At 61.1% G+C, this 19669-nt stretch carries 20 protein-coding genes; 11 read left to right on the top strand and 9 right to left on the bottom strand.

Annotation, left to right across the window (positions count from 1 at the left end):
• The first annotated feature begins 114 nt into the window (after positions 1–114).
• The 5 genes from ssb to AACH73_RS15850 all read left to right on the top strand — a co-directional run bounded on the left by ssb (position 115) and on the right by AACH73_RS15850 (position 6498).
• Positions 115–630, top strand: coding sequence for a single-stranded DNA-binding protein (ssb, locus tag AACH73_RS15870; protein WP_272741946.1), 516 nt, complete (start codon positions 115–117; stop codon positions 628–630).
• A 326-nt stretch (positions 631–956) separates the two neighbouring features.
• Positions 957–3713, top strand: coding sequence for a DNA gyrase subunit A (gene gyrA, locus AACH73_RS15865; protein WP_272741936.1), 2757 nt, complete (start codon positions 957–959; stop codon positions 3711–3713).
• A gap of 35 nt (positions 3714–3748) precedes the next feature.
• Positions 3749–4240, top strand: coding sequence for a pantetheine-phosphate adenylyltransferase (gene coaD / locus AACH73_RS15860; RefSeq protein ID WP_013480556.1), 492 nt, complete (start codon positions 3749–3751; stop codon positions 4238–4240).
• On the top strand, positions 4240–5073 hold the full coding sequence (locus AACH73_RS15855; RefSeq protein ID WP_338735842.1) for a peptidylprolyl isomerase: 834 nt from the start codon (positions 4240–4242) through the stop codon (positions 5071–5073). Before coaD ends, AACH73_RS15855 begins: the two co-directional genes overlap by 1 nt.
• Before the next feature lie 123 nt (positions 5074–5196).
• Positions 5197–6498, top strand: coding sequence for an IS4 family transposase (locus AACH73_RS15850; protein ID WP_338734844.1), 1302 nt, complete (start codon positions 5197–5199; stop codon positions 6496–6498).
• Positions 6499–6597: 99 nt separating this feature from the next.
• Here the strand turns inward: AACH73_RS15850 and AACH73_RS15845 are convergent, their stop codons facing one another.
• The 3 genes from AACH73_RS15845 to AACH73_RS15835 are packed head-to-tail and all read right to left on the bottom strand — an operon-like array spanning position 6598 to position 7955.
• The gene (locus AACH73_RS15845) at positions 6598–7041 is read right to left on the bottom strand and encodes a hypothetical protein (protein WP_272742612.1); all 444 of its coding nucleotides are present in this window, start codon (positions 7039–7041) and stop codon (positions 6598–6600) included.
• Positions 7041–7256: an NF038104 family lipoprotein gene (locus tag AACH73_RS15840; RefSeq protein ID WP_272742611.1), complete on the bottom strand. Its 216-nt coding sequence runs from the start codon at positions 7254–7256 to the stop codon at positions 7041–7043. Before AACH73_RS15840 ends, AACH73_RS15845 begins: the two co-directional genes overlap by 1 nt.
• Positions 7257–7955, bottom strand: coding sequence for a pirin family protein (locus tag AACH73_RS15835; RefSeq protein WP_272742610.1), 699 nt, complete (start codon positions 7953–7955; stop codon positions 7257–7259). It lies immediately after the preceding gene.
• A 175-nt stretch (positions 7956–8130) separates the two neighbouring features.
• Between AACH73_RS15835 and AACH73_RS15830 the strand changes: the two genes are divergently transcribed.
• Together AACH73_RS15830 and AACH73_RS15825 are read left to right on the top strand one after the other, a co-directional pair.
• Positions 8131–8730 carry a helix-turn-helix transcriptional regulator gene (locus AACH73_RS15830; protein ID WP_272742609.1) on the top strand — a complete coding sequence of 200 codons (600 nt, stop codon included), beginning with the start codon at positions 8131–8133 and terminating at the stop codon, positions 8728–8730.
• A 76-nt stretch (positions 8731–8806) separates the two neighbouring features.
• Positions 8807–9178, top strand: a complete 372-nt coding sequence (locus AACH73_RS15825; RefSeq protein ID WP_272742608.1) for a helix-turn-helix transcriptional regulator — start codon at positions 8807–8809, stop codon at positions 9176–9178.
• A 66-nt stretch (positions 9179–9244) separates the two neighbouring features.
• On the opposite strand, the gene AACH73_RS15820 is transcribed toward AACH73_RS15825, so the two are convergent.
• The gene (locus tag AACH73_RS15820; RefSeq protein ID WP_272742607.1) at positions 9245–9787 is read right to left on the bottom strand and encodes a glutathione peroxidase; all 543 of its coding nucleotides are present in this window, start codon (positions 9785–9787) and stop codon (positions 9245–9247) included.
• Between the two features lie 90 nt (positions 9788–9877).
• Positions 9878–10420: a DUF4142 domain-containing protein gene (locus AACH73_RS15815; RefSeq protein ID WP_272742606.1), complete on the bottom strand. Its 543-nt coding sequence runs from the start codon at positions 10418–10420 to the stop codon at positions 9878–9880.
• 462 nt (positions 10421–10882) lie between these two features.
• On the opposite strand from AACH73_RS15815, the gene AACH73_RS15810 reads away from it, so the two are divergent.
• Positions 10883–12808: a prolyl oligopeptidase family serine peptidase gene (locus tag AACH73_RS15810; protein ID WP_338735841.1), complete on the top strand. Its 1926-nt coding sequence runs from the start codon at positions 10883–10885 to the stop codon at positions 12806–12808.
• Between the two features lie 35 nt (positions 12809–12843).
• On the opposite strand, the gene AACH73_RS15805 is transcribed toward AACH73_RS15810, so the two are convergent.
• Both AACH73_RS15805 and AACH73_RS15800 read right to left on the bottom strand, forming a co-directional pair.
• Positions 12844–13938, bottom strand: coding sequence for a hypothetical protein (locus AACH73_RS15805; protein WP_338735840.1), 1095 nt, complete (start codon positions 13936–13938; stop codon positions 12844–12846).
• Entirely contained in the window at positions 13935–14732 is a 798-nt protein-coding gene (locus AACH73_RS15800; protein ID WP_338735839.1) for a DUF72 domain-containing protein, read from the bottom strand. Before AACH73_RS15800 ends, AACH73_RS15805 begins: the two co-directional genes overlap by 4 nt.
• Before the next feature lie 104 nt (positions 14733–14836).
• Here AACH73_RS15800 and AACH73_RS15795 point away from each other — a divergent pair, with 104 nt between their 5' ends.
• Together AACH73_RS15795 and AACH73_RS15790 are read left to right on the top strand one after the other, a co-directional pair.
• Positions 14837–15523: a peptidoglycan DD-metalloendopeptidase family protein gene (locus tag AACH73_RS15795; RefSeq protein WP_272742602.1), complete on the top strand. Its 687-nt coding sequence runs from the start codon at positions 14837–14839 to the stop codon at positions 15521–15523.
• A complete protein-coding gene (locus AACH73_RS15790) occupies positions 15523–16140 on the top strand; it encodes a pseudouridine synthase (protein WP_272742613.1) in 618 nt (205 codons plus the stop codon). Before AACH73_RS15795 ends, AACH73_RS15790 begins: the two co-directional genes overlap by 1 nt.
• A 158-nt stretch (positions 16141–16298) precedes the next feature.
• Here the strand turns inward: AACH73_RS15790 and AACH73_RS15785 are convergent, their stop codons facing one another.
• Positions 16299–16817 carry a superoxide dismutase family protein gene (locus AACH73_RS15785; protein WP_272742601.1) on the bottom strand — a complete coding sequence of 173 codons (519 nt, stop codon included), beginning with the start codon at positions 16815–16817 and terminating at the stop codon, positions 16299–16301.
• A 182-nt stretch (positions 16818–16999) separates the two neighbouring features.
• Between AACH73_RS15785 and ung the strand changes: the two genes are divergently transcribed.
• Positions 17000–17713: a uracil-DNA glycosylase gene (gene ung, locus AACH73_RS15780; protein WP_272742600.1), complete on the top strand. Its 714-nt coding sequence runs from the start codon at positions 17000–17002 to the stop codon at positions 17711–17713.
• A gap of 65 nt (positions 17714–17778) precedes the next feature.
• Here the strand turns inward: ung and AACH73_RS15775 are convergent, their stop codons facing one another.
• Entirely contained in the window at positions 17779–19452 is a 1674-nt protein-coding gene (locus AACH73_RS15775; RefSeq protein ID WP_272742599.1) for a methyl-accepting chemotaxis protein, read from the bottom strand.
• Between the last annotated feature and the right edge of the window lie 217 nt (positions 19453–19669).

Below are 19669 nucleotides of genomic sequence, written 5' to 3'. Positions count from 1 at the left end.
AAGATGTGAACAAAACGTTAACACGCGCTTGGCAGGCGGCTGTTTGCGGCCTATGCTGCCGCCCTGGAATTTAATGTGTCCGCCGAATCGCGGGCAGAACGGAAGGCGCAGCGCATGGCGGGCTCGGTCAACAAGGTCATCATTATCGGCAATCTGGGCAAAGACCCGGAAATCCGCACGCTCAATTCGGGCGAGCGCGTCGCCAACCTGACGGTAGCCACCTCGGAACAGTGGCGCGACAAGATGACGGGCGAGCGCAAGGAAAAGACCGAGTGGCACCGCGTCGTCATTTTCAACGACAATCTTGCCAAGATTGCCGAGCAGTATCTGCGCAAGGGCTCGACCGTCTATCTCGAAGGCTCGCTGCAAACCCGCAAGTGGACGGATCAGCAGGGCGTTGAAAAATATACCACCGAAATCGTGCTGCAACGCTTCAACGGGAATCTGACGCTTCTGGGCGGCCGCGGCGACAGCGGCGGCGGCGCGTCCTCCGGCGGCTATGATCAGGGCGGCGGCTATGGCGGCGGTTTCGATGATGGTGGCTACGGAGCCCCGGCCTCTTCGGGCCCGAAGGCACAAGGCTCCGGCCCCAAGCAGAACTTCGATCTGGACGACGAAATTCCGTTCTAAATTGGGACAGGTTCGCACCCAGGGCCTGCGGTCATGCCGCAGGCCTTTTTTGTGGGTGTTCCGGCGGGTCTGCACGCAAAATAAATGTTAACAGGCGGGGTCTGAAACCGCTCAAAAGGCCTTCCGGATTTGGGGATTAGTCGCAAAAGTGCTACGGTGCGCGTTAACCAGTGCGCCGACGTGTGATTCCCGTCCGGCACCTGGAGCGCATACCCAAAAGTGTGAAACGGTTTTGGGCTCACATGCGCGACCAAACAAAATGTTAGATCGGGGTTCGATGCAATCTGAACGAAACCCGATCGTGACTATGCAATGAAACGGGCTTCATGACCGATACTCCTGCTACCGGCCTGCCGGCGCCTCACGGCATTTCGCACGTCACCATCGAGGATGAACTCAAACGTTCCTATCTCGATTACGCCATGAGCGTTATCGTTTCGCGCGCCCTGCCGGACGCGCGCGACGGCCTGAAGCCCGTGCATCGGCGCATCCTTTACTCGATGCACCAGTTGAAGATGACGCCGAACGCCAGCTATTCGAAGTGCGCGCGCGTCGTCGGTGACGTGCTCGGTCGCTTCCACCCGCACGGCGATCAGTCGGTCTATATGGCGCTGGTGCGCATGGCGCAGCCCTTCTCGATGGGGCTGCTTCTGGTCGATGGTCAGGGCAATTTCGGCTCGGTGGACGGTGATGACCCGGCCTCGATGCGTTATACCGAAGCGCGAATGGCCTCCGCCACCACGGCGCTTCTGGCCGACATTGAACTGGATACGGTCGATTTCCAGCCCAATTATGATGGCAAGGAAGAAGAACCGACCGTCCTGCCGACGCGCATCCCCAACCTGCTGGTCAATGGCGGCGGTGGTATCGCGGTGGGCATGGCGACGAACATCCCGCCGCACAATCTCGGCGAAGTCATCGACGCCTGTCTGGCCCTTCTGGACAATCCGGAGCTCACCACCGAAGAATTGCTAGACTATGTGCCGGGGCCCGACTTCCCGACGGGAGGTGAGATCATTGGCCGCTCCGGCGCGCGTCAGGCGCTGCTCACCGGGCGCGGCTCGGTCATTATGCGCGGTAAGGCTTCGGTCGAAACCATCCGCAAGGACCGCGAAGCCATCATCATCACCGAAATCCCCTATCAGGTGAACAAGGCGGCGATGATCGAGCACATTGCCGAGATGGTGCGTGACAAGCGCCTCGAAGGCATTTCCGATATCCGTGACGAGTCGGATCGTCAGGGGATGCGCGTGGTGGTCGAGCTGAAGCGTGAGGCTTCGGGCGATGTGCTGCTCAATCAGCTCTATCGCTATACGGCCCTGCAATCGAGCTTCGGCGTCAACATGCTGGCGCTCAACCACGGTCGCCCGCAGCAGATGGGTCTGCGTAAGTTGCTGGAAATCTTCCTGGATTTCCGCGAAGAGGTGGTCGTTCGCCGCACGAAGTTCGAACTGAACAAGGCGCGCGACCGCGGCCATGTGCTGGTCGGTCTGGCCATTGCGGTGGCCAATATCGACGAGATCATCCACATAATCCGCTCCTCTGCCGATCCGTCGGAGGCGCGTGAGCGCCTGACGGCCCGCAACTGGCCTGCGGGTGATATGACACCGCTGATCGACCTGATCGCCGACCCGCGCTCGATCGTCTTCGAAGGCGGCGAAGTTCGCCTCACAGAAGAACAGGCGCGCGCCATCCTGTCGCTGACCCTGTCGCGTCTGACGGGTCTGGGCCGCGATGAAATCTTCGGCGAAGCCCGCTCTCTGGCCGATGCCATTGCCGGATATCTGGCCATACTGTCGTCGCGCGAAAAGATCATGGGCATTGTGCGCGAGGAACTGGTCGAGGTCCGCGCCAACTATGCCCTGCCGCGTCGCACCACCATCGTCGATGGCGAAGCTGATCTGGAAGACGAAGACCTGATCCCGCGTGAAGACATGGTGGTGACCGTCACCCATTCGGGCTATGTCAAGCGTACCCCGCTCAGCGCCTATCGAACCCAGCATCGTGGCGGCAAGGGCCGTTCGGGCATGGCGATGAAGGACGAAGACGCCATCACCGGCATCTATGCGGCTTCGACGCACCAGCCGATGCTGTTCTTCTCCTCGACGGGTAAGGCATACAAGCTGAAGGTGTGGCGTCTGCCGCTGGGCAATCCGCAATCCAAGGGCAAGGCCTTCGTCAACCTGTTGCCGCTGGACAAGAACGAGACGGTGACCAACATCCTGACCCTGCCGGAGGATGAAGCCACCTGGGATCGTCTGGATATCCTGTTTGCCACGCGCTCCGGCGACGTGCGCCGCAATAAGCTGTCGGATTTCGTCAACGTCAACCGTGCCGGCAAGATCGCCATGAAGCTGGAAGAGGGCGATGCCATTGTCGGGGTGGCGCTGTGTACCGAAGATCAGGACGTGCTTCTGTCTACGGCGTCCGGTCGCTCGATCCGTTTCGCCGTCGATGAGGTGCGCGTGTTCAAAGGCCGCGACTCCACCGGCGTGCGCGGCGTGCGTCTGGGCGAGGACGACACGGTTATCTCCATGGCCATACTGCGCCGCGTCGATGCGACGCCGGCCGAGCGCGCCGCCTACCTCAAGCACGCGGCCTCGTTGCGGGCGGCGGTGTCGGGCGAAGGCGAAGATGCCCCGGTGGGGGTCGAAGAGGACGCCGAAGAGGGCGCGGAAGACGCGTCGCTGAGCGTCGAACGTATTGCCGAACTGGGCGCGGCGGAAGAGTTCATTCTCACCATCGCCGATACGGGCTTTGGCAAGCGGACCTCGTCCTATGACTATCGCCGCACCGGTCGCGGCGGTCAGGGCATTGTCGCCATCGACCTGTCGAAGCGCGGCGGCAAGCTGGTCGCCTCCTTCCCGGTCGAAGACACCGATCAGCTTCTGCTGGTCACCGATGGCGGGCAACTGATCCGCACGCCGGTGTCGCAGATCCGTGTGGCGGGCCGCAACACGCAGGGCGTGACCATCTTCCGCACCTCCGGTGAAAAGGTCGTCTCGGTCGAGCGTCTGGCCGAAAGTGCCGAGGACGACGGTCCGGATGAGGCTGAGCTTGCCAGCGGGGGCGATGCCGGATAAGGGTTTGCCCGGTAAAAGATAAGGAGCCACATCAGATGGCCAAAAGGATAGGGCTTTACCCCGGAACCTTCGACCCGATCACCAACGGACACTCGGACATTATCGGCCGGGCGGTTAAGCTGGTTGATCATCTGGTGATCGGGGTGGCGCGCAATACCGGTAAGGCGCCGGTCTTCACGCTGGACGAACGGGTCGAGATGTTGCGCGAAAGCTGCGCTCCGTTCGCCGATCGTGTCGAGGTCTTGCCCTTCGACAGCCTTTTGATGCACTTTGCCGAGGAACTTGGGGCGTCTGTCATCATTCGCGGCTTGCGCGCGGTGGCCGATTTCGAATACGAGTTTCAGATGACGGCGATGAACCAGCAGATGAACCGTGAGATCGAGACGGTGTTTCTGATGGCTGATCCCCGACATCAGGCGATTGCGTCCCGATTGGTCAAAGAAATAGCCCAATTGGGCGGCAACATCGCGCCGTTCGTTTCAAAAAGCGTCGCTGAGCGGCTCTTGGCTAAGGTTGGAAAAGAGTAATGACGTCTATGATGGGGGCTGCGCGCGCGGCAGGTCTGGCAATCGCCGCAACGCTTCTGGCCGGTGCCGCTATGGCGGCGACGCCGGGCTATCGTCCGGTCGATGCCGAGAACACGCTGGTGATCGACACGAACAAGGGCCGTGTCATCGTTGAAATGTATCCCGAACTGGCCCCGCAGCACGTCGAGCGCATGAAGACGCTGACGCGGCAGGGCTTTTACAACGGGCTGAAATTCCACCGCGTCATCGAAGGCTTTATGGCCCAGACGGGTGACCCCAAGGGGACGGGAGAGGGCAATTCGAGCCTGCCCAACGTACCAGGTGAATTTATCATTCGTCGCGACACCACGCTCGATATCACGCCGCTGAAGACCGAACGCGGCATCCTGACGGGCTATGTCAAGGCCCTGCCGGTACAGTCGCAGGTTAACGACCTGATGGCAATCACCAGGGACAGCAAGGTTGAAACCTGGGGGCTTTATTGCTCAGGTACGCTCGGCATGGCGCGTGCGGGGGACCCGAATTCGGCCAACAGCCAGTTCTTCCTGATGCGCTCCTATACGGATGCGCTGGAACGCAAATATACGGCCTTCGGCATGACGCTGGTCGGGCTGGATGTGGTGCGCAAGCTGAAGCTGGGTGAGCCGCCGGTCGATCCGGATGTGATGACCAAGGTGCAGGTGCTGGCCGATATGCCGGAAGCCGATCGCCCGAAGATCGAGGTAATGGACACCCACTCGCCGGAATTTGCTGCGGTGATCGAAGCCAAGCGCAAGCTCAGCCCCGCCGGCCTCACCGGTTGCGACGTGCCGGTGCCGGTTAAGGTGAACTAATTCGAACAAATGACTGAAAATAAAAAGGCCTCCCTTTGCGGGATAATGCGGTTCACTTAAGAATCATTCAGTAAAATATATGGGCCAGGATGGTGATTCGTTCATCATTCTGGCTTTACTTTCATGCGCGCTCGCATTGGGCATCATGTTGATTTAACGGCTCTTTCCCGCTCGGTCGATGTCGGGTGGATCTCGCAGGCCTTAGCGGCGACAGGCAAGGCGAGTGTACGGCGCCGCAAACTTCCTGCGGAGCAGGTGGTGTGGCTGGTGATAGCGCTCGCTCTTTATCGCCATCAGTCGATTGCGGATGTGGCTGCCCATCTTAGCCTTGCTTTGCCCGACGAGGTGAATCCCGATATTGCCAAGAGTGCCCTGACCCAGGCCCGGCAACGCTTGGGTCAAGCCCCTTTGGCGCAGCTCTTTGCCATATGCGCCGCCTGCTGGGACGAGCGGCATCAAAACGGTCGAGCCTGGCGCGGACTTACGCGTTACGCCGTGGATGGAAGCACGTTGCGGACGTCCGACAGCGAGGAGAACCGTGCACATTTTGGCGCTCAAAGCTACACGTCGGGCGTTGTTGCCATTTATCCGCAGTTACGCCTGCTGACGTTGACGGCCCTTGCTACACATCTGGTGCGCGACGCGGTGTTTGGCGCCTACGATACAAACGAGATGCTCTACGCTAAATCCCTTGTTGACCAGGTGCCGGACCATTCTCTGACAGTCTTCGACAAGGGATTCTTTAGTGCTAGTCTTTTGCTGCGGTTGCAGACCCAAGGCACGCAGCGCCATTGGTTGATCCCGGCCAAAGCAAACTGCGTGTGGGAGCGCCTGGATCAAACCCCGGGTGACTATCGGGTGCGTATGAAGGTGTCACCGCAGGCCCGCCAGGCTGAACCGGGATTACCCGCCTCATGGGAGGCCAGGGCGATCGAGACGACCACGCGACATGGCAAAAAGCGCATCCTGCTGACATCCCTGATGGATACCAAGGCCTATCCGGCCAAGGACATCGTCCATCAGTACGAGGAACGCTGGCGCATCGAAACCAGCTATCGCGAACTCAAGCAGGAGCTTCTTGGCAGTGAACTTACCCTGCGTAGCGGAACCCCCGAAACCGTCTGCCAAGAGGTCTGGGGGGCATTGCTGGCCTACAATCTGGTCCGATTGGAAATGGCCGAAATCGCCGTCGAAGCCGAAGTTCCGCCAACTCAGCTCAGCTTTACCGCCACATTGCATTATCTGCGTCAGGAATGGGGATGGATGGCGATCGAAGCACCCGGAAAAATCCCAGCACATCTCGTCAGGCTGCGAAACAGACTCGGCGATTTGTTACTCTCAACAAAACGGGGGCGATCATGCCCCCGTGTCGTCAAAACTCTGCCCAGAAAATACGACCAGAGAACTGTATCGGCCCTTAAGTGAACTGCATTATCCCTTTGCGGGAGGCCTTTTTTGTTGCCTGGGATCGTCATTGAAACGACGCCCGGCATCTCCAAGACGATCTCCGGGCTTGGGTGTGGGTCAGGGCTTGTCCTTTTCAAGGTTTGCGGTCGGGGTGGCGCAGCCCTTGAGCACCTCGTCGCCCAGATTGACCTCGGCGGTCAGCGGGTAGGTGCGGTTGCTCATACCGTCGGAACAGGTCTGGGCGATCAGGGTCAGGCTCATCTCGTTGGACAGCAGCTCGGCGCGCTTGGGGCCGCTCTTGTCCTTATTGATCTCGAACAGGTGACGCGGGAAGACCTGCGCCTCTTCGCCCGGCCGTTCAAAGGTGACGTCCCGCTCGGTGAGTGTCAGCGACCAGAAGGGCTCTGTTCCGATGACGCTCAGCGGCGCGTTCAGATCGACACCCGACAGCGAATCGACCTGTGTCGATTCGGGCTCGGGCGGCTTCTCGACCTCCGAGCCGCACGCCGTCAGCGAAAACAGAGCCAGCAGGGAAGCCGACCCCAGGGCAGTCAGGCGCATCAGTCGTCGTCCTTCTTGTTCTTCTTGTCTTTTCTCTTGTCATCCCCGTCGGGAATAGCCGCGCCGATGACTTTGCCGGTGGTGCCGACGACCGCGCCCGTTACCCCTACGGCGGTGCCGACCGCAGCCCCGGTAACGGCCACGGCGACACAGCCCTGAAGCAGGAGGGGGAGCCCGATCAGGGCCGTGAGGGTAACGAGCGGTTTCAGTCGCATCTATGCGGCATCCAGAAGCAGAATTTCAGCGTCTTCGAGCGCTTCGAAGGTCAGCTCATCTTCGTCGATGATGGCCGCCCCGTCGCGCGCGTTCAGCTCCAGTCCGTTAAGCTTAACACGTCCGGCGGCTAAGACCACGTAAACATGACGACCTTTTTGCGGCGCGTAGCTTTCCGACTGGCCGCTCAGGAGCGTTGCCCCCAGAAGACGGGCCGGCGTGTTGATCTTCAGCGCCTCGGCATCATCATCAAAACCGGACGCCAGCGCCACGAACCTGCCCGCCCGGTCGCCCTTGGGGAAGGGCTTGGCCCCCCAGCGCGGGGCGTGTCCACGCTTGTCGGGGATGACCCAGATCTGGAAGATCTTGGTCAGCACGTCCTCGACATTATATTCGGCGTGGCGGATGCCGGTTCCGGCCGACATGACCTGAACATCCCCGGCTTCGGTGCGGCCGCGATTGCCCAGATTGTCTTCGTGGGTGATGGCGCCTTCACGCACATAGGTGATGATTTCCATGTCGGCGTGCGGGTGCGGCGGAAAGCCCGACTTCGAGTCGATTTCGTCGTCATTCCACACGCGGATCGACCCCCAGCCCATATTGTTGGGGTCGTAATAGTCGGCAAACGAAAAATGATGACGGGCGTTCAGCCAGCCGTGCTTGGCGTTATAGAGCTTCTCAAAGGGACGATGCTGGATCATGGCTTAGGCCTTTCGCAGTAAGGGTAGCTGTTGAGCGTCAATATAGACGGATGCAGTGTTGCGAATAGTGGAGCAATCAAAAACGCTTCGTTGCAAAAATAGCAACTCGACTGTGGAATTAGGGCTGTTGTCCGGCGCTCGCTTGCGGCACTATGCTGCAAGCAGGAGGCGAGATTTGGACAAGGCGCTTATCTACGGGCAGGCTCTGGCACAGTTGCGGATGCGCGCACGTCTGTCGCAGGACAAGGCCGCCGAGGCCGCCGGTACGTCTCAGCCGACCTGGGCGCGTTACGAAAGCGGGGAAAGTCGCGCCTTCCTCGATCGTCTGGCCGTGCGCTCGAAAGTCGTGCGGGCGCTGGGCTTCACGCTGCGCGATCTGGAGGCGGAGGTGGAACTGCTGGCGACAGATATGTCGTATGCCACCGAAGACACGACGGGACCGGGGCTTTCGGCCTCGGCTGGCGTCGATCTGACGGCGTTTAACCGCGCCGGTCTGCAACAGGTACGCATCGACACCAATGAGCTCAGTCCCTATGTGCGCGCCGGTGCCTTTGCCATCTGCGATACGGAGCGTCCGCCGAAACCGGGGGAGGGGGTCATTGTGCGCCTGCGTGACGGGCGTTCTCTACCGCGCTTCTACCTGCGCCAGGCCGCCGAGCTTTGGGTGGAGCGGCTGGTGGCCGAAGAGTCCGCCCATCGTTGGGTAACGGAAACCCTGTCCATGGCCGATATTGCGGGGGTCTATCCCATCGTGTTGCGTAGTGAGAGTGAATAAAAGCATCAAACGCATAAAATGAATTGACAATCTGTGCGTGTATCGCCACCCTTGTTCAGGCGAGGGAGGAGCACTAATGCGAGAGACAGGACATCCGGTTGATGTGGTGGTGGGGCAGAATATCCGCCTGATCCGCAAGGCGCGCGGCCTGACTCAGGAAAATCTGGCGGCGGGTTTGGGCGTCACCTTTCAGCAGTTGCAAAAGTACGAAAAAGCTGCCAACCGCGTCAGTTGCTCCATGCTGATCCGGATTTGCGAACAGTTGGGGGCGCACCCTATGGACCTGCTGCCGCCCGTCTCATCAACGGCCCACGCACTCATCGACCTGCCGTGGTACCGCGATGCGCAGATCGTGCATATCGCTCAGCCGCGCCTGCTGCCCGAACTGCGTCGTCTCAGCCGTTCGCAACTGCATACCCTGCTGATGGCAGCGCGGGCCTTCGCTTGAGGTAGCGTCACGCGACCCCACAAAAACTTAGAGCTATTCGGCAGCTCAACTAAGCCGACGAATGCTCTATGCCGCCAGCGCCTTGTTGATGGCGTCGATCAGGCGCACATCGTCCGGGGCCACGTCAGGGGAGAAGCGCGCCACGACGTCACCTTTGCGGCCAATCACGAATTTCTCGAAATTCCACAGGACTTCGCCGCGCGGAGTCGGGGGAAAGCCATAGCCTGCAAACTTTTCGCGCATCAGCTCGGACCCGGTGGCGTCCGGCCAGGCCGTGGTCAGAGCGTCGTACAGCGGATGCTTGTCCGGGCCCGCCACGCTGATCTTGGAGAACAGCGGGAAGGACACGTCGAAGGCCGTCTGACAGAAGCTGGCAATCTCCTGATCCGTGCCGGGCTCCTGCCCCATGAAATTGTTGGCCGGGAAGCCGAGGATTTCCAGACCGTCAGCGTGTCTGGCGCGATAGAGGGCTTCCAGCGCCTCATATTGCGGGGTCAGGCCACATTTCGACGCCACATTGACGATCAACAGCACCTTACCCGCATAAGCGTTCAGCGAGGTTTCGCTACCGTCAATCCGCTTCAGCGGCACATCATAAAGTTCGCCCATCAGGCCCTCCATAGAACAGGAAGGATAGGCGATCCCATCGCCTATGCAAACGAAAATGCGCTTTGATCACAGACCGTTGAGGTGCGTTTTTTAGGCGGCTGAGGCCTGTTTCGGGGACAAGGTCGGGGCAAACTGGGTCAGGTGATGACGCAGATAGTCGCACAGGGTCAGGGCATAGATGCTGAGATTGGCCATGGAGGGCCGCGTGCGCAGGAAGCGTTCGCACAGGCTCAGCATGTCGAGATAAAGCCGGTTCTGGAACCGGATATAGTCGATATCGAAGCGCGCCGTCTCACTCAGTTGCAGGGCGTCGATATCGCGCTGTTGCTCCGGCGAGGGCACATAGTCGGGCGTCAGCGACGATCCGGCCTTTTCCAGCGCCGTCAGCAAGGCCTCATTCAGCCACACATGGCTTTCGCCCATGTGCCGGGCATAGGTGCGTATGTCGGTGCAGTCCGAGCGCAGGGTGGCGGTGCGATGCACCTGGATCGCCACGGCGTTCAGGCGGGACACAAGTCCGACGAAGATATCCGCGACATCGGGTGCGGGCGCATCGGACAGGCTCCGGCGGACCGCGCTCAGGCGGGGAAGGGCGTGGGACGGGCGGCGGGCAGGCATCAGTTGCGGGGTCATGAACCTCTCCCCTTGTGAAAAACGATACACTGTCTGCGTTTTTGAAGAAGGCCGTCAGCGTCTGTTTATCAGCCGTCCGCAAGCCCTGACCATCATGAGTAGGACATGGCATTCGGCCATCGGGTTTTCAGGGCGACCCTGCGCCTGTAATTCGGCGCAATAGTGGCCATAAACCGGTCGCTTTTCGGCGATCAGGACGCTTTATTGTGCCGTGTACGGTCAAACGTCCGGATAACAGGACTACACGACGGACCGGTAAGGATGACATCCGGCATGTGTTAACACGGATAAGGTGGCGGTAAATTCGAGTCTTAACGCGTTTTGGAAAAAAAAGCGCCGTGCCCCATGCCCCGAAGCCTGAGGTGGTAACGATTGCAGGGCGATGGTTGCCGATAAAACCGTTTCAGATGCGTCCGGACTGTGATTTAGTCAGTCCTCATTCTCAGGTGGGAGGCTCTTTTCATGCGTAAATCCCTGTTGACCGTGGCTCTGGCTGCCGGTGTGTCGCTCATGCCGATGATGGCTGTGGCGGATGCCGAAAAGCCGGCCAATCTGATCGCCGATGGTATTCCGGCCGTCCCGGACAGCATTGTCGCGGCCACACGGCCTTATATGGAGTTTCGCACGGCCAGCTTCCGCGGCTGGGACCCGACCGATCGCTCGATGCTGATTTCGACGCGTTTCGGTAATACGGCGCAACTGCATAGCGTAAAGATGCCGATGGGGGCGCGCACCCAGATCTCGTTTGAGGCCGAGCCGGTCGGCGGCACCCTCTCGCCCAAGGGTGACGTGCTGCTGGTGTCCAAGGACACGGGCGGCAATGAGTTTTTTCAGCTCTATACGCTCAAGGACGGCCGGCTGACCCTGCTGACCGACGGCAAGAGCCGCAACACGTTTCAGGGCTTTTCCAAGGATGGTGAGCTGATCGCCTATAGTTCGACCCGCCGCAACGGTGCCGATACCGACCTTTATGTGATGAACCCGCGCGATCCGAAGACCGACCGTATGGTGGCGCAGGTCAGCGGCGGCGGCTGGGGCTTCGCGGACTTTGCACCGGACAAAAAAACGGCGGTGGTCGCGCAATATATCTCGGTCACCAAGTCCAACCTCTTCCTGTTAGACCTGCAAACGCGTCAGATGACGCCTATCGGCGACCAGAAGACGGACATTGCCTGGAGCGGCGCGCAGTTCGCGCCCGATGGTACTCTGTGGGTCACATCGGATAGCGGCTCTGACTTCAAGCGGCTGGGGACTCTGGATATAAAGACGGGCAAGTTCACGCCCAGATCGCCTGAGCCCAAATGGGATGTCGAAAGTTTCGAGATCGCCGAAGACGGCAGCTTTATCGCCTATTCGGTCAACGAGGCCGGGGTCTCGCGCCTGAAACTTCTGGACCCGAAGACGGGCACATCCACGCCGGTCACTGCCTTGCCGCAGGGCACGGTGGGCGGTTTTGCCATCGCGCCATGGGGGGAGATTGGCGTCACGGTCGCTTCGGCCAAGGCGGCATCGGACGCCTATTCGATCGACCCCAAAACCATGGCGGTGAAGCGCTGGACGCAGTCGGAGACGGGCGGGCTTGACCCCAATGTCAATGTTGAGCCGGAATTTGTCGAGGTCACCTCGTTCGACAAGGAAAAGGTGTCAGGCTTCCTCTATCGCCCGGACCCCAAAAAATTCCCCGGCAAGCGGCCGCTGATTGTTAACATTCACGGCGGCCCCGAAGGGCAATCGACGACCGGTTTCCTTGGGCGCAACAACTACCTGCTCAATGAGCTGGGTATCGCCATCTTCTATCCGAACGTGCGCGGCTCGACCGGCTTTGGCAAGCGCTTCGTCTCGCTCGATAACGGGCCGTTCAAGCGCGAGGATTCTGTGAAGGATATCGGGGCCTTCCTCGATGTGCTGGAAAAGGATGCCGGCCTTGACGCCGCGAAGTTTGCGGTCACCGGCGGCTCCTATGGCGGCTATATGTGTTACGCTGTGGGTATCCGTTACGGCGCGCGTCTGAAAGGCGCCAATTGCGTGGTGGCCATTTCCAACTTCGTGACCTTCCTTGAAAATACCCAAAGCTATCGCCGTGATCTGCGCCGTGTCGAATATGGCGACGAGCGTGACCCGAAGCAGAAGGCCAAGCTGCTAGAGATTTCGCCCATGACGCGGGTCAGCGAACTGCGGGTGCCGTTGATGGTGGTCACCGGGGCCAATGATCCGCGTGTGCCCAAGTCGGAAGCCGATCAGATCGTCGAGGCCGTGCGTGCCCGCGGCGGTCTCGCCTGGCATCTGGTCGGCATGGATGAAGGGCATGGCTTCGCCAAAAAGGCCAATCAGGACTATCAGTTCTGGACCAGCCTGATGTTCTGGCAGAAGACGCTGCTGGGGGAGTAAACCTATCGCCTCCCCCAGCTTGTCTGGGGAGGCGGTTACAGCAAGCCCTTAGTCTTAAGCGCTTCGATCGCTTTCACCAGCGCCGCTTCGTCGCCCGCGCTGACGAAGGCCTGAATGCGGTCGGCCCCCAGTTCGGCCAGCACGACGTGGCGGAATTTCATCAGATAGCCGCTGACCTTGGGGTCATAGCCAAAGCGCGGGGCCAGCCTTTCCAGCACGGTGTCGGCGGTTTTTTCGGCGGCACCGGAATGGATATAGCCGGCGTCTGATTCGTTATGGATGAAGCATTCGCGCCAGACGCCGGTTTCGCCGCTCGCCCCGTTACCCCAGTTGATCTCCAGACCGTTAGGGCCTTCGCGCAGATACCCGGCCTTGACCGGATCGACGCGGGCGATGATGGCGGCAGCTTCCAGCCAGGTGGCGACCTTTGCCGCGCCGTCACCGACCGGGGCCGTGTGGGCGCAGGCCTGCGTGATCACCAGACGCGGCGACAGCTTGCGCGCCATGCTCTCAGACAGGCCGAGCACGTGGTGCGCGCCCGTGCCATTGGCCCCGCCGATGCGCAGTTCGGGCAGGGTGGTGCCGTCGGCCTGCCACTGGAAGACCAGCGCCTTGGCCCAGTCGTGCCACAGGGCGGCGGCCGAGACGAGGCTGGCGTCCACCGGCAGGCCCGCGCTTTCGCTGTAGAGCGCCGACAGGGCCGCGCCGGAACGCTGATTGAAGCGTTCGTGCTCCGGTAAGCCGCCGGGCCAGCCGTGGTGCGAATGGAGGGGGCCGCCGGGCGCCGCCACAAACGGCTGAGCGAGGGTGGGGCAGGCGCTGCCGTCGGCAATGACCGGCGGGAAGACCCCGGCGGTGGTTTGCGGGCCGGTATCGGCGACGAAGCCGCCCGCCGCCAGTCGCGTGACGATGACTGCCTTGCCTTCGGCGGTCAGTCCGGCGCGATGGCGCAGGCATGTGTTTGGCGACAAGGCGTCAACGGTTGCCGCGCGGATCTGCGGATCGGTCAGCCCCTGAGCGATTTGCTGCAAGCTCTTGTAATCTTTGCGTGCGCGCTCGGCCACGTGGGGTTCGGCGGCCAGGACCGGTGTGGTGCTCAAAAGGACGAGGCTTAGGGCGATACGCTTCATTTCACTCTCTCGATCAGGGCCATGGCGGCGTGCGGGTTCTTCACCTTGTCCCCGCTGATGACATAGGCGAAGACTTCGCGCCTTTTAGCGCCGCTTTCGTGACGGTTTCTTTCGCCGACGCAGGCAATATCGTCAGGCACCGTGCCGTTTTCGATGGCCTTCAGCCGCCCGGACCATTCATCGAGTGCGGCTTGCGTATAGCCGATCGGCTCGTTTTCCTCGGTGCCCAGCAGACGCAGATAGGCGAAGTCCGCCGTTTGATCGCCGATCTGCGGGAAGTCTTCGTCAAAGGCGTTGACCACGGCGACCTTGTAGTGGCGTGCCATGTCGATAAATTCCGGCGTCTGAAAGGTCGGGCTACGCACCTCAACCGCGTGGCGCAGGCTCACCCCGTCGTAGTAAGCGGGCAGGAGCTTCAGAAAGGCCTCGAAATCCTCAGCGTCGAACTTTTTGGTGGCCATGAACTGCCAGTTGATCGGACCCAGCTTGTCCTTCAGTTCGGTGACGCCGGAGGTGATGAATTTTTCAATCGACTCGCCGGCTTCGGCCAGCACGCGGCGATTGGTGGTGTAGCGCGAGCCCTTGACGCAAAAAATGAATCCCTCCGGCGTCTCGTCGCGCCATTTGGCGAAAGTTTCCGGCTTCTGCGCGCCGTAATAGGTCGAATTGATCTCGATGGAGGTCAGTTTGCGGCTGGCATAGTCCAGCTCTTTCTTTTGCGACAGGCCGTCTGGATAGAAGGTGCCGCGCCACGGCTCGAAGTTCCAGCCGCCGATACCGATATAGATGCTCATGCCTGTCTCCTTGAAGGGTACGGCGACTATCTACGGCGAATGGACAGGCGCTGTCAGTATGAAAAAGGGGTAGGGTCGCGCAGCTATTATCGCTAAAGTGCCGCATGATGTCTGTGACTGCTTCCGAACGGCTGGCCGCCTATCATCTGTGGCTGGCTGAGCGCCCCGAACCCAGTGCCGGGATTATGGCGGGGCTTGAAACCGCCCGTTCCATCCGCCTCGATGCCGAAGGGCTGAGGGCCGAAGGCTGGGAGAGCGATATGCCGCGCGGCTGGGCCGTGGCGGCGGGTGAACCGCTGCGCATCGGGGGCTATGACGAGGATCGCGGGATTTACGACAGCGACGTCTTTGCCGGAGACGGCGGCGAACGGCGTACCCTGCATCTGGGGATCGACCTGTTCGCTGCGGCGGGAACAGAGGTGTTTGCGCCATTGTCCGGGTCAGTGCATTCGTTTCAGGATAACAATAATATCAAGGACTACGGCCCGACGGTTATTGTACAACATGAACCACGGCCCGGCCTGACCTTCTGGACCCTATACGGGCATCTCAGCCGCGATAGTCTCGACGGTCTGTTTGCTGGCAAGGTGTTCAAAGCGGGCGACAGGCTGGCGCGTCTGGGCGATGACAGCGTCAATGGCGGCTGGTCGCCGCACCTGCATTTTCAGGTCATTCTCGATCTCGGCGGGCGGTCGGGCGACTTTCCCGGCGTCTTTAAACGCTCCGAGCGCGACCTGTGGACACAGGTCTGCCCCGACCCCAGGCCGTTTTTGGGGCTGACGCACCTGTGATGACGCCGCTTTATGCCGACGATAGCGTGCTGGTCTTCGATAAACCGGCGGGCCTGCTGTCTGTGCCGGGACGGTTGCCGGAGAACAAAGACTCGCTGGCCCTGCGCGTGCAGGCCCGGTGGCCGGACGCCCTGATTGTGCATCGGCTGGATATGGCGACCTCCGGCCTGATCCTGATGGCGCGGGGAGCTGAGGCCCACCGTGCCCTGTCCATCGCCTTTGCGGAGCGACAGGTCGCCAAGCGTTATGTGGCAGAGGTCGCTGGTGAGGTGGCCGCCGAGCAGGGCGAGGTCGATCTGCCGCTGATCTGCGACTGGCCCAATCGCCCGCGCCAGAAGGTCGATCATGAGGTCGGAAAACCCTCGCTGACCCGCTACACGGTTCTGGCGCGCGAGGCGGGGCGCACGCGGGTGGTGCTGGAGCCCGTTACCGGGCGTTCGCATCAGCTCCGGGTGCATATGATGGCGCTGGGCCATCCGATACTGGGCGATGAGTTTTATGCGCCGGATGAGGTGCGCGCGCTCAGCCCGCGATTGCGGCTCCATGCCGAATATCTGGCATTTCCGCATCCGGCAGACGGGCGCAGGATCGAGGTCGCTGCCGCACCCGCGTTTTGAAATTTACCGGTTTCTTATGGGCGCGCGCGCTTCCCCGATGGGATCGCTATGCGTGTAGCGTCATAGTGAGGGGGTGAGAGTTCTCATTGAAGTCTTTTCTGGGTGACTTCCCTGAGCCACTGCCCCTTCCGGCCTCCTGGAAGGGGCTTTTTTACCGGCTATTTCACCACCGCACAGGCAACGCGCGCCCCGGCACCCCCGATGGGCTGGCTCGAATAGTCGTCGGGCGAAGCATGGACAACGACCGCCGCGCCGTCGGCGTCTTTCAGGGCCGACTTGCCAGGGGTGGGTTCATAGCTGACCAGCGACGAGAAGATTTCGGCCCTGGCCACGCCGTCCTTACCGGCATAGATATTGGTCAGGTCGCCATCGTCATTGGCGGCGGGGTTAAGCAGGCCGTGCACCAGCGCGCCGTGGCTGGCGTCATGGACGTGGCCGCCGGAATTCTGGAACTTGGCCGTGTCGCCGCAGTCGCCTTTTGAATGGAAGTGCACGCCGTGCCAGCCTTCGCTGAGGCCCGTCGCTTCGATGTGCAGGATGACGCCCTTGGGGGCCGGGGTGACGGTGACGGTGCCGATGGTCTTGCCGTCATTACCGATCAGGTCTGATGTGGCCGGGGCGGCAAAGACCGGTGTGGCGGCGAGGATCACGGCCGCGGCGAATGCGAATGTGCGCATGGAAATTCCTTCTCTCATCAGTCCCGCCCGCTCGCAGTCTCTCATGCTTGCGAACGGTTATCAATTGGTCTGTGCGGTTTTACGCGGACAGGCAGACGATCCGTCGGCTTGACGCGGGCGCAGAGTCGGGGGCAGGTCTCGGCACCACACATCATGTCTTACCGTGCCAAAGGATAGATATTATGACCGCCACGCCTGCAACGGACGGCATTAGCCTCGAACCCGGCTGGAAGGCAGCGCTGACGCCGGAATTCCACAGCCCGTACATGCAATCGCTCAAGGCCTTTCTGAAAGACGAAAAGGCCCACGGCAAGCGCATCTTCCCCAAGGGCAGCGAGTATTTCCGGGCGCTGGACCTGACGCCGCTCGATCAGGTCAAGGTCGTCATTCTGGGGCAGGACCCCTATCACGGCGAAGGTCAGGCGCACGGCCTGTGTTTCAGCGTGCGGCCGGGCGTGCGCATCCCGCCGTCTCTGGTCAATATCTACAAGGAGATGCAGAGCGATCTCGGCATCCCGCCCGCGCGGCATGGCTTTCTGGAACACTGGGCCAAGCAGGGGGTGCTGCTGCTCAACAGCGTCCTGACGGTCGAGGAGGGCAAGGCGGCGGCGCATCAGGGGCGCGGCTGGGAAAGGTTCACCGACGCGGTGATTGCACGCGTCAATGCGTTACCGCAGCCCGTCGTCTTCATCCTGTGGGGGGCCTATGCGCAGAAAAAAGCGGCCTTTGTCGATGCCTCGCGCCATCTGGTGCTGAAATCGGCGCACCCGTCGCCTTTGTCGGCGCACAACGGCTTTCTGGGCAGCCGGCCCTTTTCCAAAACCAATGACTGGCTAAAGGCGCAGGGCGTGACGCCTATCGACTGGAAGCTGCCGGACAATCCTCTGGACGCATAAAAAACCCCCGCCGGAGACACGCACCGGCGGGGGGATTTTATCGGAAACGCTTTGTCTTAAGCGCGTTACGCGGCGCGCAGGCGCTGCACGAAGGCCACGACCTCACCTTGCAGGTCGGCGGAGCGTTCTTCCAGTTCCGACGACAGGCCCAGTAGTTGCTGCGCCGCGTGGCCGGTCATCTGGGCCGCCTGATCGACGCCGGTAATGTGGCCGGTCACGTCGCGCGTACCGGTAGCGGCGCGGTTGGTATTGGCGGCGATTTCATTGGTCGCCGCGCCCTGTTGTTCGACCGAGGCCGCGATAGAGCCGGTCAGACCGCCGATGGTTTCGATCGTCCGGACGATGGCGTCGATGGAGCCGACCGTGACCGCCGTTGCCGACTGGATTTCCGAAATCTTGGAGCGGATGTCGTCGGTGGCCTTGGCGGTTTGCTGCGCCAGTTGCTTCACTTCGGAGGCCACAACGGCAAAGCCCTTACCGGCTTCCCCGGCGCGTGCCGATTCGATGGTGGCGTTGAGCGCCAGCAGGTTGGTCTGGGCGGCGATGGCCTGAATGAGGTTGATGACCTCACCGATCTGCTGGGCGGCGGTCGAAAGCGTCTGAATGGCCTCTTCGGTCTTCTTGGCTTCTTCGACGGCGCTTTGCGTTACTTCGGCGGTGCGGACGACCTGATGGTTGATTTCGCCGACGCTGGCCGACAATTCCTCGGTGGCGGCGGCAACGTTCTGCACATTGTTGGCAGCGTCAATAGCGGCCTGCGACACCGAAGCGGCGCGGGTTGAGGTGTCCTCAGCGGTTTCGTTGAGGCCGCGGGCGGCTTCGGCAACGGTACGCGACGAGGAGATGAAGCGCGTGGCCAGTTCGCCCATGTGCTTTTCAAACTCGGCCGCGATGCGGTTACGTTCGGCCATCAGTTCCTGATAGGCGCGCTTCTCGGCCATCTGCTGCTCGAATTTAAGCTGTTCGGCTTCGGCGGCGCGGTCGCGCAGGACGCGGATCGAACGCCACAGGCTGCCGATTTCGTCCTTCGCCGTATGGTCCGGAATCGGCGTGTCATAGGCGCCTTCGGAAATGCGCGTCACGCTGCGGTCGATGTTCTGGATCGGGCGCGAAATGGCCTTGATGGCGACCCACAGGGAGACGGCCAGAAGGGCTAGAATGCCCGTGACGGCCATCAGCAGGAAGAGGGTGGAGCGGGTTTTGCTGTAGGCGGCCACCTCGGCCTGCGACTTATCCAGATCGGCGCGGATGGCGGTCACCATGGCGTCGATGTCTTTCTGGAAGCCCGAACGGTTGGCGCGGTTGGCTTCGTTATTGCCCAGTTTGTTGGCTTCTTCCGGCGCGATGTCGCGGCCCACGCGGGCGATTTCCCGGCGGAAGGTGATGAATTGCTGCGCCTTGGCTTCGACGGCGGCAAAGGCCGGCAGTTCGTTGGGCTCAAGCGTGGCCTTCCAGGAGGTCAGAAGCGCCTGAATATCGTCGAGACCCTTATCGACGCCATCGGCGAACTTCTTGGCCTTTTCGGTGTTTTCGGCCATGTACACGCCGCGGGATTCCATCACCACAAGCGTCACAAGCCGGTTGAGCTTTTCGCCATTATAGGCGTTCTGGTTGGCATTGCCGTAGCTGGCCAAAATCTTGTTGTAGTCTCCGATGGTTGCCAGACCCAGCCCCGTAATGGCCGAAGCGATGATGGCGAAGGCGGCGACCAGCGCCAGAATCTTGAACTTGATGCTCATTTTTTACCCCGAACTCTGTCCGGAAAGCCAAAGCGGCTAAGGGTTGACCCCGCCGAGATGCGCCTCTCCGGTATATAACAGGGTTACAAATTACGCGCAGAGTCTTAAGGCTTTCTCTATCGCCGAAGTGGCATCACAAAAAATTGTTTTTAAAACAAGAGGATGGCGATGGTCTTCGATTACCGGTCGGGGGGCATACTGCGACGCGGTTTAAACA

The sequence above is a fragment of the Asticcacaulis sp. DW145 genome, from assembly GCF_037101385.1.
GTDB classification, from domain to species: Bacteria; Pseudomonadota; Alphaproteobacteria; order Caulobacterales; family Caulobacteraceae; genus Asticcacaulis; species Asticcacaulis currens.
The sequence above is the reverse complement of the archived record's forward strand: the minus strand, read 5'-3'. Positions and strand labels throughout refer to the sequence as shown.